The organism is Clostridium disporicum (genome assembly GCF_001405015.1).
Taxonomy (GTDB): Bacteria; Bacillota; Clostridia; order Clostridiales; family Clostridiaceae; genus Clostridium; species Clostridium disporicum_B.
This window is the reverse complement of sequence record NZ_CYZX01000033.1, coordinates 1-15047: the sequence shown is the minus strand read 5'-3', so window position 1 is coordinate 15047 and position 15047 is coordinate 1. Positions and strand designations below refer to the sequence as shown.

General features: G+C 34.8%; 14 protein-coding genes and 1 other annotated feature. All 14 genes read left to right on the top strand.

Going from position 1 to position 15047, the window contains the following annotated elements:
- The coding region (locus ARA56_RS16520; protein WP_462804932.1) for an EF-Tu C-terminal domain-related protein at positions 1-101 on the top strand (101 nt) is incomplete at its 5' end.
- Positions 102-262: 161 nt separating this feature from the next.
- A complete protein-coding gene (gene rpmG, locus ARA56_RS15635) occupies positions 263-412 on the top strand; it encodes a 50S ribosomal protein L33 (RefSeq protein WP_055268369.1) in 150 nt (49 codons plus the stop codon).
- 52 nt (positions 413-464) lie between these two features.
- Entirely contained in the window at positions 465-695 is a 231-nt protein-coding gene (gene secE / locus ARA56_RS15630; RefSeq protein ID WP_055268367.1) for a preprotein translocase subunit SecE, read from the top strand.
- Between the two features lie 36 nt (positions 696-731).
- Positions 732-1253, top strand: coding sequence for a transcription termination/antitermination protein NusG (gene nusG / locus ARA56_RS15625; RefSeq protein ID WP_055268365.1), 522 nt, complete (start codon positions 732-734; stop codon positions 1251-1253).
- Positions 1254-1336: 83 nt separating this feature from the next.
- Complete coding sequence (rplK, locus tag ARA56_RS15620; protein ID WP_055268363.1) at positions 1337-1762, top strand: 50S ribosomal protein L11; 426 nt, start codon at positions 1337-1339, stop codon at positions 1760-1762.
- Positions 1763-1817: 55 nt separating this feature from the next.
- A complete protein-coding gene (rplA, locus tag ARA56_RS15615; protein WP_055268360.1) occupies positions 1818-2507 on the top strand; it encodes a 50S ribosomal protein L1 in 690 nt (229 codons plus the stop codon).
- Between the two features lie 46 nt (positions 2508-2553).
- Positions 2554-2685, top strand: a sequence feature (ribosomal protein L10 leader region).
- A 37-nt stretch (positions 2686-2722) separates the two neighbouring features.
- On the top strand, positions 2723-3226 hold the full coding sequence (gene rplJ / locus ARA56_RS15610; protein WP_055268358.1) for a 50S ribosomal protein L10: 504 nt from the start codon (positions 2723-2725) through the stop codon (positions 3224-3226).
- A 44-nt stretch (positions 3227-3270) separates the two neighbouring features.
- Positions 3271-3636 (top strand): 50S ribosomal protein L7/L12, encoded by a 366-nt coding sequence (gene rplL / locus ARA56_RS15605; RefSeq protein ID WP_055268356.1) that lies wholly within the window; start codon positions 3271-3273, stop codon positions 3634-3636.
- Between the two features lie 314 nt (positions 3637-3950).
- Positions 3951-7664, top strand: coding sequence for a DNA-directed RNA polymerase subunit beta (gene rpoB, locus ARA56_RS15600; RefSeq protein WP_055268354.1), 3714 nt, complete (start codon positions 3951-3953; stop codon positions 7662-7664).
- A gap of 21 nt (positions 7665-7685) precedes the next feature.
- Positions 7686-11219, top strand: a complete 3534-nt coding sequence (gene rpoC / locus ARA56_RS15595) for a DNA-directed RNA polymerase subunit beta' (protein ID WP_055268353.1) — start codon at positions 7686-7688, stop codon at positions 11217-11219.
- Positions 11220-11367: 148 nt separating this feature from the next.
- Positions 11368-11604: a ribosomal L7Ae/L30e/S12e/Gadd45 family protein gene (locus ARA56_RS15590; protein WP_055268350.1), complete on the top strand. Its 237-nt coding sequence runs from the start codon at positions 11368-11370 to the stop codon at positions 11602-11604.
- A 51-nt stretch (positions 11605-11655) separates the two neighbouring features.
- Positions 11656-12033: a 30S ribosomal protein S12 gene (gene rpsL, locus ARA56_RS15585; RefSeq protein ID WP_032117018.1), complete on the top strand. Its 378-nt coding sequence runs from the start codon at positions 11656-11658 to the stop codon at positions 12031-12033.
- A 163-nt stretch (positions 12034-12196) separates the two neighbouring features.
- Entirely contained in the window at positions 12197-12667 is a 471-nt protein-coding gene (gene rpsG / locus ARA56_RS15580; RefSeq protein WP_032117019.1) for a 30S ribosomal protein S7, read from the top strand.
- Between the two features lie 74 nt (positions 12668-12741).
- Positions 12742-14808 carry an elongation factor G gene (gene fusA, locus ARA56_RS15575; RefSeq protein ID WP_055268348.1) on the top strand — a complete coding sequence of 689 codons (2067 nt, stop codon included), beginning with the start codon at positions 12742-12744 and terminating at the stop codon, positions 14806-14808.
- The last annotated feature ends 239 nt before the right edge of the window (positions 14809-15047 follow it).

Here is a 15047-nt window from a genome sequence, read left to right as displayed (position 1 = left end):
AATTAATAACTCAAGTTGCTATGGACGAAGGTTTAAGATTCGCTATCAGAGAAGGTGGAAGAACTGTAGGTTCAGGAGTTGTTACATCTATAATAGAATAATACAGAAGAAAAAAGGGCTGGGTTACTTTACCTAGTCCTTTACAAAGCTGATATTATTGACATAATAATAGTTTTATGATAATGTGTTAAAGTAATTAACGAAATACTGAAACACAATAGCATAGAGACTTATGATTATTTAAATACTGGAGGTGCAGACTGTGAGAGTTAAAATAACATTAGCATGCACAGAGTGTAAGCAAAGAAACTATAACACAATGAAAAACAAGAAAAACAACCCAGACAGAATGGAAATGCACAAATATTGCAGATTCTGTAAGAAGCATACAACTCATAAAGAAACAAAATAATTAGCTTATATAGTAATGACACATACTCGCGATAGTTTAAGGATGTGAAACGATGGCTATTAAAGAAGGTGTAAAAACTAAAAGTAAATCTGAAAAAAATAGTATTGCTAAATTTTTCAGAGAAATTAAGGCAGAGGTTAAGAGAATAACTTGGCCGTCTAAAGATGACACAAAGAAAGCGTTAATTGCAGTTGGCGTAGTTGTACTAATATATATAGTATTAGTAGGTGGGTTAGATTATATTTTTTCAAGCCTCTTTAAATTAATTTTTAATCTGAAATAAAGGAGGTTTAGGTGAAATTTTTCATCTAAAAAATATATGAGCGAAAGAGCAAGATGGTATGTAGTACATACATACTCAGGTTATGAAAACAAAGTGAAGGCTAATATTGAGAAGACTGTTGAAAACAGAAATCTTGAATCTTTAATTCATGACATCCAAGTTCCAATGGAAGAAGTTATTGAAGAAAAAGATGGAAAACAAAAAGTTTCACTTAAAAAGAAATTTCCAGGGTATGTACTAATTAAAATGCTAATGACTGATGAGTCATGGTATGTGGTTAGAAACACAAGAGGTGTAACAGGATTCGTTGGACCTGGTTCTAAACCAGTACCGCTTACTGATGAAGAGATTGAAAACATGGGAGTTGTAGAAGTTCCAGTTGATATTGATTTAGAAGTAGGTGAAAGTGTAATTGTTATTTCTGGACCGCTTAGAGAATTCGTAGCGATCATCCAAGAAATAAACATCGAAAAGCGTAAGATAAAAGCTTTAATCGATATGTTCGGAAGAGAAACTCTTGCTGAACTAGATTTCAATCAAGTTGAGAAATTAGTTTAATATTACTATATAAACTAATGTTTTTAATTAAGTGGGAGGATTATTATAAAATCCGTATTACCACAGTATAGGAGGAATAGTAAATGGCTAAGAAAGTAACAGGAATGATTAAATTACAACTTCCTGCAGGTAAGGCAACACCAGCACCACCAGTAGGTCCAGCTTTAGGACAACACGGTGTTAATATTATGGGATTCTGTAAGGAGTTCAATGCAAAAACTGCTAACCAAGCTGGATTAATAATACCAGTTGTTATAACAGTTTACCAAGATAGATCTTTTAGTTTTATCTTAAAGACTCCTCCAGCAGCAGTTCTAATTAAGAAAGAATTAGGATTAGAAAGCGGATCTGGAGTACCAAACAGAACAAAAGTTGGTAAGCTAACTAAAGATCAAGTTAGAAAAATTGCTGAATTAAAAATGCCAGACTTAAATGCAGCTTCAATCGAATCAGCTATGAGCATGATCGAAGGAACAGCAAGAAGTATGGGCGTTACTATTGAAGAGTAATTCTTTAAAAATAAGTGGGAGGTAAAAACCGTTAGTACCACGTAGGAGGCTTATTATGGGAAAGAAATATGTTGAAAGTACAAAATTAATAGATAAAAGTGTTTTATACACTCCATCAGAAGCTTTAGATTTAGCTGTTAAAACTGCTAAAGCTAAGTTCGATGAAACTGTTGAGTTACACGTAAGATTAGGGGTTGACCCAAGACACGCTGACCAACAAGTTAGAGGAGCTGTTGTTCTTCCAAACGGAACTGGTAGATCAGTTAAAGTTTTAGTATTCGCTAAGGGTGCTAAGGCTCAAGAAGCTCAAGAAGCTGGAGCAGATTTCGTTGGAGCTGAAGAATTAGTTCAAAAGATCCAAGGTGAAAACTGGTTCGACTACGATGTAGTAGTTGCTACTCCAGATATGATGGGTGTTGTTGGTAGATTAGGTAGAGTATTAGGACCTAAGGGATTAATGCCAAACCCAAAATCAGGAACAGTTACATTTGATGTAGCTAAGGCTATCGCTGAAATCAAAGCTGGTAAGGTTGAATATAGAGTTGACAAAACTGCTATCGTTCACTGCCCAATCGGAAAGGTTTCATTCGGAGTTGAAAAGTTACAAGAAAACTTCCACGCTTTAATGGAAGCTTTAATAAAAGCTAAACCAGCAGCTGCTAAGGGACAATACGTTAAATCTGTATCTGTTTCAAGCACTATGGGACCTGGAGCAAAAATTAATCCAACTAAAGTTTTAGATTAATTATTGACATAACGTTAAGTTTATAATATAATAAATTTCGTTGTGAAAAAAAAGAATACTGTTTCCGTAGACAGTAGGTGCCGAAAGGTTTAAATAATTGCCTACCTAGGAATCAAAATAAGGTAAGTAATTATTTTGGTCTTCCTATGTCTATGGGAAGACCTTTATTAATATATTTTGCAGTTAAGAAACTGTGAGGAGGTGGACACACAGTGATGAACAAGAATAGAACATTAAAAGAAGCTAAAGTAGCTGAAATTAAAGAAAAGTTAGAAAAAGCTCAAGGTGTTGCATTAGCTAACTACCAAGGTTTAACAGTTGAAGAAGATACAATGTTAAGAAAGAGCTTAAGAGAAGCTGGTGTTGAATATAAAGTTTACAAAAACACTTTAGTAACATTAGCAGCTAGAGAATTAGGTTTAGAAGACTTAGTTCAACATTTAGAAGGACCAGTTTCAATAGCATTCGGATACGAAGATGCTACTGCTCCTGCTAGAGTATTATTTAACTTTGGTAAAGAGCACAAGAAATTAGAGCTTAAAGCAGGTGTTGTAGAAGGTATTGTTTACGACAAGGCTGGAGTTGAAAAACTTGCTACAATCCCATCAAGAGAAGTTCTTATCGCAAAACTTCTTGGAAGCTTCAAGGCTCCATTATCAAACCTTGCATACTTATTAAATGCAATCAAGGAAAAGAAAGAATCAGAATCAGCTGAATAATTGCTGGTTATTAATTTAAAAAAAGAATTTGGAGGGAATTTAAAATGACAAGAGAAGATATCATTCAAGCTATAAAAGAAATGACAGTTTTAGAATTAAACGAATTAGTTACTGCATGTGAAGAAGAATTTGGTGTTAGCGCTGCTGCTCCTGTAGCTGTTGCTGGTGCTGTTGCTGGTGGAGCTGCTGCTGAAGAAAAGACAGAGTTCGACGTAGTATTAACTAACGCTGGAGCTAACAAAATAAAGGTTATCAAAGTTGTTAGAGAATTAACTGGATTAGGATTAAAGGAAGCTAAGGAAATAGTTGACGGAGCTCCTAAGACTCTTAAAGAAGCTGTAGCTAAAGAAGCTGCTGAAGAAATGAAAGCTAAATTAGCTGAAGTTGGAGCAGAAGTAGAAGTTAAGTAATTTCTATTTAAATATAAAAAGGTGCTTTATAGCACCTTTTTTATTTGTCAATATATTAATATAATGGAGTTAATTGGGCAAAATACTATTATATTAACAGGATATAATTAATATACAAAAGTATTGACAAAAAATATTGTATATGGTACTATTACAAAATGTACTGTTCAATATGGAAAACTATATATTCTTGCGGAAAATGAGTATAATTTTTTAGAAAAAAGGTTATACTAAGACGTGATGCCTCCGAAAGCACAATTCCCTAGGGAAAGTGTGTTTTTGGTTATTTTACTTTATACAAGGGGTGAAAATTCATGGTACATCCTGTCCAAGTTGGAAAAAGAACTAGAATGAGTTTTGCAAAAGTTAAAGATGTAACTGAGATGCCAAACTTAATAGAAGTACAATTGGATTCTTACGAATGGTTTTTAAGAGAAGGATTATTAGAAGTTTTTGATGACATTAATCCTATTACAAACTTTACTGGGAATCTTGTACTTGAATTCGTAGACTACAAACTTGATATGGACAATATTAAGTATTCGGTGGAAGAGTGTAAGGAGAGAGACGCTACTTATGCTGCTCCATTAAAAGTGTCTGTAAGACTAACAAATAATGAAACTGGAGAAATAAAAGAACAAGAAGTGTTTATGGGAGATTTCCCATTAATGACTGAACAAGGTACTTTTGTTATTAATGGTGCTGAAAGAGTTATCGTAAGCCAATTAGTAAGATCTCCAGGAGTTTACTACAACTATTCAGTTGATAAGAGTGGTAAGAAATTATTCTCTTCAACTGTAATACCAAACAGAGGAGCATGGTTAGAATACGAAACTGATTCTAACGATATTATCTATGTAAGAATAGATAAGACAAGAAAGCTTCCAATAACTATTTTAGCTAGAGCTATGGGCTTCGGAAGCGATCAAGAGCTTTTAGAGTACTTCGGTGAAGAAGAAAGATTTAAAGCTACAATAGAAAAAGATAATACTAAAACTAGAGAAGAAGCATTATTAGAAATATATAAGAGATTAAGACCAGGTGAACCACCAACTGTTGATTCAGCTGTATCTTTAATAGACTCTTTATTCTTTGATGCAAAGAGATACGATCTTTCTAGAGTTGGTAGATACAAATTTAATAAGAAATTAGCTATAAACTTAAGACTTATAAATCAAATAGCAGCGACTGATATAATAAACCCTTCAACTGGTGAAGTTATGGTTGAACAAGGTCAAAAAATCAGTAGAACTATGGCTGAAGCAATCCAAAATGTTGGAATTAATTCAGTTGATATCTTAGTTGAAGATAGAGTTTTAAGAGTTATAGGTAACCATTTTGTTGATATTCATAAATTTGTAAACTTTGATATAAGTGATTTAAACATTAGAGAGGCTGTTCATTACCCAACTTTAATGGAAATATTACAAAATTATGATGATGAAGGATCGATAAAAGAAGAGATTAAAAAGAACATAAATAGATTAATACCTAAACACATCGTTAGAGATGATATATTTGCAACTATAAGCTATGAAATTGGTTTAGCTTACGGTGTAGGATATACAGATGATATCGACCACTTAGGTAATAGAAGATTAAGATCTGTTGGTGAGTTATTACAAAACCAATTCAGAATTGGTTTATCAAGAATGGAAAGAGTAGTTAAGGAAAGAATGACTATTCAAGACCAAGAAGCTATAACTCCACAAATGTTAATTAACATTAGACCAGTATCAGCAGCTATAAAAGAATTCTTTGGTAGTTCACAATTATCTCAATTCATGGATCAAACTAATCCATTATCAGAATTAACTCATAAGAGAAGATTATCTGCATTAGGACCAGGAGGTCTTTCAAGAGAAAGAGCTGGTTTCGAAGTAAGAGACGTTCACTATTCACATTATGGTAGAATGTGTCCGATTGAAACTCCAGAAGGTCCAAATATAGGTCTTATCAACTCTTTAGCTACATATGCAAGAGTTAATGAATATGGATTTATTGAAACTCCATATAGAGTTATAGATAAAGATACAGGTATAGTTACAAATGAAATTAGATATTTCACAGCTGATGAAGAAGATTTATACTTAGTTGCGCAAGCAAATGAGCCAATTGGAGAAGACGGAAAGTTTATTGACAGTAGAGTTACTGTAAGACATAAGCATGACATTTTAGTTGTTAATGCTAAAGAAGTAGACTTAGTTGACGTATCTCCAAGACAAATCGTTTCTGTTGCTACAGCGATGATTCCTTTCCTTGAAAATGATGACGCATCAAGAGCACTGATGGGTTCAAACATGCAACGTCAAGCAGTTCCACTATTAAAGCCACAAGCACCAATAGTAGGTACAGGAATAGAGTACAGAGCAGCTGCAGATTCAGGAGTATTACCTAAAGCTAAAAACGCTGGTAAGGTAGTTTACGTTTCAGCTGATGAAATAAGAATAAGAAGAGATGTAGATGGTGGAATTGATACTTACAAGTTACTTAAGTTCAAGAGAAGTAACCAAGGTACTTGTATAAATCAAAGACCTTTAGTTGATAATGGTGAAATAGTATTTAAGAACCAAGTATTAGCTGATGGACCATCAACTGATTTAGGTGAAATTGCATTAGGTAAGAACATCAGAATGGGATTCATAACTTGGGAAGGTTATAACTACGAAGATGCGATGCTAATTTCTGAAGAATTAGTTAGAGAAGATGTATTTACATCTATCCACATCGAAGAATATGAATGTGAAGCAAGAGATACAAAGTTAGGACCAGAAGAAATAACAAGAGATATTCCTAACGTTGGAGAAGATGCTTTAAGAGATATAGATGAAAGAGGTATAATCAGAATCGGTGCTGAAGTTAGGTCTGGTGACATCCTTGTTGGTAAAGTAACTCCAAAGGGAGAAACAGAATTAACTGCTGAAGAAAGATTATTAAGAGCGATCTTTGGTGAAAAAGCTAGAGAAGTTAGAGATACTTCTTTAAGAGTTCCACACGGAGAAGCAGGTATAATCGTTGATGTAAAAGTATTTACAAGAGAAAACGGTGATGATCTAAATCCAGGTGTTAATGAACTTGTAAGATGTTATATAGCTCAAAAGAGAAAGATATCTGTTGGGGATAAGATGGCAGGACGTCACGGTAACAAAGGGGTTATCTCAAGAGTTTTACCAGAAGAAGATATGCCATTCTTACCAGATGGTAGACCACTACAAATTTGTTTAAATCCACTAGGGGTTCCATCACGTATGAATATCGGGCAGGTATTAGAAGTTCACTTAGGATGGGCTGCAAGTCAATTAGGATGGCATATAGCTACTCCAGTGTTTGATGGTGCAACTGAAAGTGATATTGAAGCATGTTTAGAAAAGGCTGGATATAATGCAAACGGAAAGACTGTATTATACGACGGAAGAACTGGGGAAGCATTTGATAACCCTGTTACAGTTGGTATAATGTATATCTTAAAACTTGCTCACTTAGTTGATGATAAGATCCATGCTAGATCAACAGGTCCATACTCATTAGTAACTCAACAACCACTTGGAGGTAAAGCTCAATTTGGTGGTCAAAGATTCGGTGAGATGGAAGTTTGGGCGTTAGAAGCATATGGTGCTGCTCATACACTACAAGAAATACTAACAGTTAAGTCAGATGACGTTGTTGGTAGAGTTAAAACTTACGAAGCAATCGTAAAGGGTGAAAACATACCAGAACCAGGAGTTCCAGAATCATTCAAGGTTCTAATTAAAGAGCTACAAGCTTTATGTTTAGATGTTAAAGTATTAAATGATGCAAATGAAGAAGTTAAATTAAAAGAATTTGCAGATGAAGATATGGATGATTTAGAGGTAAATATTGAAGGAACAGAAGAAATAGTTAACGATATTCCTGTAGGAGACGATAGCTACACTTCAAGTGAAGACGAGATCGAAGAAGATATAGAATTCGATGCTGATGCATTCACTTTAGATGGGTTCCATGAAGAAGAATTAGAACTAGATGATTTTGTCAATGATGAACACTAAAATTGAAGGGAGGATATACCCTTGTTTGAATTAAACAATTTTGATGCTATACAAATTGGTTTAGCTTCACCTGACCAAATAAGAGAGTGGTCTAGAGGAGAAGTTAAGAAACCTGAAACAATTAACTATAGAACATTAAAACCAGAAAGAGATGGTCTATTCTGTGAAAGAATATTTGGACCAATGAAAGACTGGGAATGTCATTGTGGTAAGTACAAAAGAGTTAGATACAAAGGTATCGTTTGTGATAGATGTGGAGTTGAAGTAACTAAGGCTAAAGTAAGAAGAGAGAGAATGGGGCACATTGAACTGGCTGCCCCAGTATCTCACATTTGGTACTTCAAAGGTATTCCATCAAGAATGGGATTACTTTTAGATATGTCACCAAGAGCTTTAGAAAAAGTTCTTTACTTTGCTTCATATGTAGTAATAGATCCAAAGGAAACTCCATTACTTAAGAAGCAATTATTAAGTGAAAAAGAGTACAGAGAAGCAGTAGATAAGTTCGGTGAAGAAAGCTTTGTAGCTGGAATGGGAGCTGAAGCTGTTCAAGATCTTTTAGGAGAAATTGACTTAGATTCAACTGGAAGAGATCTTAAAGAAGAACTTAAAACTAGCACAGGTCAAAAGAGAGTAAGAATAATAAGAAGACTTGAAGTTGTTGAATCATTCAGAAAATCTGGAAATGATCCAAGATGGATGGTTATCAATGTTATTCCAGTAATACCTCCAGATTTAAGACCAATGGTTCAATTAGATGGTGGTAGATTTGCTACTTCTGACTTAAATGATCTTTACAGAAGAGTTATAAACAGAAATAACAGATTAAAGAAGCTTTTAGATTTAGGAGCTCCAGATATAATCGTTAGAAATGAAAAGAGAATGCTACAAGAAGCTGTAGATGCTCTTATAGATAATGGTAGAAGAGGAAGACCAGTTACTGGTCCAGGAAACAGACCTCTAAAATCATTATCAGATATGTTAAAAGGTAAGCAAGGTAGATTTAGACAAAACTTACTTGGTAAGAGAGTTGACTACTCAGGAAGATCAGTTATCGTTGTTGGACCTGAGCTTAAGATGTACCAATGTGGTTTACCAAAAGAAATGGCTTTAGAATTATTTAAGCCTTTCGTTATGAAAAAATTAGTAGAAGATGGAATAGCACACAATATTAAGAGTGCTAAGAGAATGGTTGAGAGAGTAAACAATCAAGTATGGGATATACTTGAAGAAGTTATTACTGACCATCCAGTTTTACTAAACAGAGCACCTACTCTACATAGATTAGGTATTCAAGCATTCCAACCAGTATTAGTTGAAGGAAGAGCTATTAAACTTCATCCATTAGTATGTACAGCATATAACGCTGACTTCGATGGTGACCAAATGGCTGTTCACGTACCATTATCAGTAGAAGCTCAAGCAGAAGCTAGATTCTTAATGCTTGCAGCAGGTAATATAATGAAACCTTCAGATGGTAAGCCAGTTTGTGTTCCTACACAGGATATGGTTCTAGGTTCATATTACTTAACTATGGATAAAGAAGGTGCGAAGGGTGAAGGAAGCTACTTTGCAGATGTAGATGAAGCTATAATGGCTTACAACGTTGGTGAAATAGCTGTTCATGCTGCAATTAACGTTAGAATGTTTAGAGAAGTTAATGGAGAAATGAAACATGGTATTATAAAAACTACTGTAGGTAAGATTATATTCAATGAATCTATACCTCAAGATTTAGGATATGTTGATAGAGAAAATCCTGAAACTATGTTTGACTTAGAAGTTGATTTCTTAATTACTAAAAAGACATTAGGAAAGCTTATTGATAAGTGTTATACAAAACACGGCCCAACAAATACATCAATAATGCTTGATAAGATAAAAGCTTTAGGATATCACTATTCATCAATTGGAGCTGTAACAGTAGCTGCATCTGATATGATAGTACCTGATGCTAAATATGAACTTCTTAAAGATGCAGAACAAACTGTTGAAAAGATAGAAAAGATGTATAAGAGAGGGTTCATATCAGAAGATGAAAGATATGAAAGAGTAATCGAAAAGTGGAGTAAAACTACTGAAGATGTTGCGAATGCACTTATGGATAGTTTGGATAAATTCAATCCAATATTCATGATGGCTGACTCTGGAGCCAGAGGATCTAAGGCTCAGATAAAACAATTAGCTGGTATGAGAGGACTTATGGCCGCTCCATCAGGTAAAATTATCGAGTTACCGATCAAAGCATCATTCAGAGAAGGTCTTTCAGTATTAGAATACTTCATATCTACACACGGTGCTAGAAAGGGTAATGCCGATACAGCACTTAAGACTGCCGACTCAGGATACCTAACAAGAAGACTTGTTGACGTATCACAAGACGTTATCGTAAGAGAAGAAGATTGTGGTACTGATAGAGGTATAATAGTAAGCGAAATCAAAGAAGGTAACGAAGTTATTGAAGGATTAGCTGAAAGACTATATGGAAGATATACTGCTGAAGATATCATTAACCCTGAATCAGGAGAAGTAATGGTAGCTAAGGATCAATATATTGACGGACATATGGCTGATAAAGTTGTTGCAGCAGGTGTTAAAAAAGTTAAGATTAGATCTGTATTTACATGTTCTTGTAAGATTGGTGTTTGTGCTAAGTGTTACGGTATGAACATGGCTACAGCTCAAAAAATAAATATTGGTGAAGCTGTTGGTATAATAGCTGCACAATCTATCGGAGAACCAGGTACTCAGCTTACAATGAGAACATTCCATACTGGTGGTGTTGCCGGTGCGGATATCACTCAAGGTCTTCCTAGAGTTGAAGAATTATTTGAAGCTAGAAAACCAAAGGGATTAGCTATAGTAAGTGAAATCTCAGGTTCTGTAAGAGTAGAAGAAACTAAGAAGAAGAGAACTGTTTACGTAATGGGTTCTGATGGTGAAGAACGTAGCTACGACATACCATTTGGATCAAGATTAAAAGTTTCAGATGGAGATGTTATAGAAGCTGGAGATGAAATAACAGAAGGTTCAGTTAACCCTCATGATATTATGAATATCAAAGGTGTTGAAGGAGCTAGAAGATACTTACTTTCTGAAGTTCAAAAAGTTTATAGACTTCAAGGGGTTGATATCAACGATAAGCACTTAGAAGTTGTTGTTAGACAAATGACAAGAAAAGTTAAGGTTTCAGATTCAGGAGATACTGATTTATTACCAGGTACTATGATAGATATGTTCGACTTCGAAGCTGAAAATGAAAGAGTTAGAGAGTTTGGAGGAGAAGAAGCACAAGGTGAAATTGCTTTATTAGGTATTACTAAAGCAGCTTTAGCTACTGATAGTTTCCTATCAGCTGCATCATTCCAAGAAACTACTAGAGTTCTTACAGAAGCAGCAATCAAAGGTAAGGTAGATCCTTTAGTTGGATTAAAAGAAAATGTAATTATAGGTAAGTTAATTCCAGCTGGTACAGGTATGATGAGATACAGATCTGTAGACCTTGATGTAGAGAGTGAAGACGAAGAAATTGAAACAATTGATGTAATTGAATAATACAATGTAAATTTATTGACATGTGTATGCTTAAATGATAAAATACCAATTGTGTGATTTTTAAAAAGCTACACTACAAGATAAATGTCTGCATGATTCATAGAGACATGCAAATGTCTCTATGAACTTTATAATGAGGGGGGATTTCATGTTAGACAAAATTGTAGGAAAGAAAGTCATAGGCGTAAAGCAATGCCAAAAACTCATTAGAAACGGCAAAGTTTTATATGTAGCTAAAGATGCAATTAGTAAGCTTGTATTACCTTTAATAGAGCTTGCTAAAGAGAATAATGTAGAGATAGTAGAAATATCTACTATGAAAGAACTAGGGAAAATGAGTGGAATTGATGTTAAATCAGCTGCTACATTAGTACTTAATGATTAATATGCGTTTATCTTATTTAATATAGATAAATAAATTTCAGGAGGTGACAAAATGCCAACTATAAGCCAATTAGTAAGAAAAGGTAGAAAAACTGTTGTTAACAAATCTACAGCACCAGCACTTAACGAGTGTCCACAAAGAAGAGGAGTTTGTACTGTTGTAAAAACTACTACTCCAAAGAAGCCTAACTCAGCTTTAAGAAAAATTGCCAGAGTAAGACTTACAAACGGATTCGAAGTTACTGCTTACATCGGTGGTGTAGGACACAACTTACAAGAGCACAGCGTTGTTCTTATAAGAGGTGGAAGAGTTAAGGACCTTCCTGGTGTTAGATACCATATCGTTAGAGGAGCGCTTGACTGTGCTGGAGTAGCTAACAGAATGCAAGGAAGATCTAAATACGGTGCTAAGAGACCTAAGAAAAAATAGTTTCTTAAACTAAAATAGTGCTTATCTTCGGCATTGATTATACACTATAGATAGCAATACATATGGTTTATATAAATGTAAGAAGCGAAGCACTTTGCGGTAGGGTAAGACTTTACCGAGTACCGATGAACTTAAATTTAAAATTGTTAAGGAGGGAAGAAAAGTGCCAAGAAAAGGATTTATCGCTAAGAGAGATGTATTACCAGATCCAATGTACAACTCAAAGGTTGTTACTAAGTTAATAAACAACGTTATGGAAGATGGTAAAAAGGGAGTAGCTCAAAAGATATGCTACGAAGCGTTTGAAATAATGGCGCAAAAAACAGGCAAAGATGCTTTAGAAGTATTTGAAGAAGCTATGAACAATGTAATGCCTTTATTAGAAGTTAAAGCTAGAAGAATAGGTGGTGCTAACTACCAAGTTCCAATAGAAGTTAGACCTGAAAGAAGACAAACTTTAGGTTTAAGATGGATTTTAGCTGCAGCTAGAAAAAGAGGCGAAAAAGTTATGGCTGAAAGATTAGCTGGGGAATTATTAGACGCAGCTAACAATACTGGTGCTGCTGTTAAGAAGAGAGAAGATACTCACAAGATGGCAGAAGCAAACAAAGCATTCGCTCACTACAGATACTAATACAAAAACTGTTTTGGCTTGTGCCAAAACAGTTTTGTCGAATATAAAATTACTCATTGAGAGGAGGACATACAATGGCTAGAAAATATCCATTAGATAAATTCCGTAACTTTGGAATAATGGCTCATATAGATGCTGGTAAAACAACTACTACTGAGCGTATATTATTCTATACTGGAAAAACTCACAAAATCGGTGAAACGCACGAAGGTGCTTCACAAATGGACTGGATGGTTCAAGAGCAAGAAAGAGGTATAACAATTACTTCTGCTGCTACAACTTGTTTCTGGGAAGGTCATGAATTAAACATAATCGATACTCCAGGACACGTAGATTTTACAGTTGAGGTTGAGAGATCATTAAGAGTTCTTGACGGAGCTGTTACAGTTCTTGACGCTAAGAGTGGTGTTGAACCACAAACTGAAACTGTTTGGAGACAGGCAGATAAGTATGGCGTTCCAAGAATGATATATGTTAATAAAATGGATGCTACAGGTGCTGACTTCTTCAGATGTATAAACACTGTAAGAGATAGATTAAAAGCAAATGCAGTTCCAATACAAATACCAGTAGGTGCTGAAGCTGACTTCAGAGGAATGGTTGACTTAATAGCTAACCATGCTATCATAACTTACGATGATTTAGGTAAAGATGTAAGAATTGAAGAAATTCCTGCAGATTTAGCTGATCAAGCTGAAGAATACAGAATGGCTATGATAGAAGCAATAGCTGAAACTGATGAAGAATTAATGGAAAAATACCTAGAAGGTGAAGACATAACTGAAGAAGAGTTACATGCTGCTTTAAGAAAAGCTACTATAGCTAACGAAATAGTTCCATGTATCTGTGGTTCTTCATACAAGAACAAGGGTGTTCAAGAAATGATTAATGGGGTTGTTGCTTACTTACCATCACCATTAGACATTCCTGCTATCCAAGGTCAAACTTTAGAAGGTGAAGAAGATTCAAGAGAAGCTTCAGATGAAGCTCCAATGGCTGCATTAGCATTCAAAATTGCTACTGACCCATTCGTTGGAAAACTTGCATTCACAAGAATTTATTCTGGTGTAATGAACAGTGGTTCATACGTTCTTAACTCAACAAAAGGTAAGAAAGAAAGAATCGGAAGACTTGTTAAGATGCATGCTAATACAAGAGAAGAAGTTGAATCTTTAGAAGCAGGTGAATTAGGAGCAATCATCGGATTAAAGAACACTACAACTGGTGATACTTTATGTGATGAAAATGCACCAATCATACTTGAATCTATGGAATTCCCAGAACCAGTTATATCTGTAGCTATCGAGCCAAAGACAAAAGCTGGTCAAGAAAAGATGGGATTAGCTTTAGCTAAGTTAGCTGAAGAAGATCCAACATTCAAGACTTGGACTGATCAAGAAACAGGTCAAACAATCATCGCTGGTATGGGTGAGTTACACTTAGACATCATCGTTGATAGACTTCAAAGAGAATTCAAGGTTGAATGTAATGTAGGTGCTCCTCAAGTTGCTTACAAAGAAACTATCAGATCTGCTGTTAAAGCTGAAGCTAAGTACGCTAAGCAATCAGGTGGTAAGGGTCAATACGGTCACGCTGTAATTGAAATGGAACCAACTGAAGGAGAATACGTATTTGAAAATGCTATCGTTGGAGGAGCTGTTCCAAGAGAATATATTCCTGCAATCGATGCTGGTATTCAAGAAGCTGCTAAGAACGGTATAATAGCTGGATACGAAGTTATAAACTTCAAAGTTAAGTTAGTACACGGTTCTTACCATGAAGTTGACTCATCAGAAATGGCATTCAAAATTGCTGGTTCTATGGCGTTCAAGAACGCTATGCAAAAAGCAAGTCCAGTATTACTTGAACCAATGATGAAGGTTGAAGTAACTGTTCCTGAAGAGTACATGGGAGATGTTATTGGTGACATCAACTCAAGAAGAGGTAGAATGGAAGGAATGGAAGCTGTTAATGGAGCTCAAATTATAAGAGCATACGTTCCACTAGCAGAAATGTTCGGATATGCAACTACTTTAAGATCTAGATCTCAAGGTAGAGGTACTTACTCAATGGTATTCGATCACTATGAAGAAGTTCCAAAGAGCATTCAAGAAGAAGTAGCTGGAAAAAGAGCTAAATAATATGTAATAATTTTTTGTGATGTTGTTCATAATTAAGTTATGGGCTTCATCATAAATATTAATATAAATTTTAAAAATAACTAATTTAAATAATTATAAAATTTAAAGCATAACAGTTTATTTATTCTGTTAAGTTGAAAAATTTTATTTCCATAAGGAGGAATTTCAAATGGCAAAGCAAAAATTCGAAAGAAGCAAACCACACGTTAACATTGGAACAATCGGTCACGTAGACCACG

Excerpts from the sequence above, each read along its gene's own strand:
- nusG (WP_055268365.1), top strand. The coding sequence starts at position 732 with ATGAGCGAAAGAGCAAGATGGTATGTAGTACATACATACTCAGGTTAT.
- secE (WP_055268367.1), top strand. The coding sequence starts at position 465 with ATGGCTATTAAAGAAGGTGTAAAAACTAAAAGTAAATCTGAAAAAAAT.
- rpoB (WP_055268354.1), top strand. The coding sequence starts at position 3,951 with ATGGTACATCCTGTCCAAGTTGGAAAAAGAACTAGAATGAGTTTTGCA.
- rplL (WP_055268356.1), top strand. The coding sequence starts at position 3,271 with ATGACAAGAGAAGATATCATTCAAGCTATAAAAGAAATGACAGTTTTA.
- rplK (WP_055268363.1), top strand. The coding sequence starts at position 1,337 with ATGGCTAAGAAAGTAACAGGAATGATTAAATTACAACTTCCTGCAGGT.
- ARA56_RS15590 (WP_055268350.1), top strand. The coding sequence starts at position 11,368 with ATGTTAGACAAAATTGTAGGAAAGAAAGTCATAGGCGTAAAGCAATGC.
- rplJ (WP_055268358.1), top strand. The coding sequence starts at position 2,723 with ATGAACAAGAATAGAACATTAAAAGAAGCTAAAGTAGCTGAAATTAAA.
- fusA (WP_055268348.1), top strand. The coding sequence starts at position 12,742 with ATGGCTAGAAAATATCCATTAGATAAATTCCGTAACTTTGGAATAATG.
- rpsL (WP_032117018.1), top strand. The coding sequence starts at position 11,656 with ATGCCAACTATAAGCCAATTAGTAAGAAAAGGTAGAAAAACTGTTGTT.
- rplA (WP_055268360.1), top strand. The coding sequence starts at position 1,818 with ATGGGAAAGAAATATGTTGAAAGTACAAAATTAATAGATAAAAGTGTT.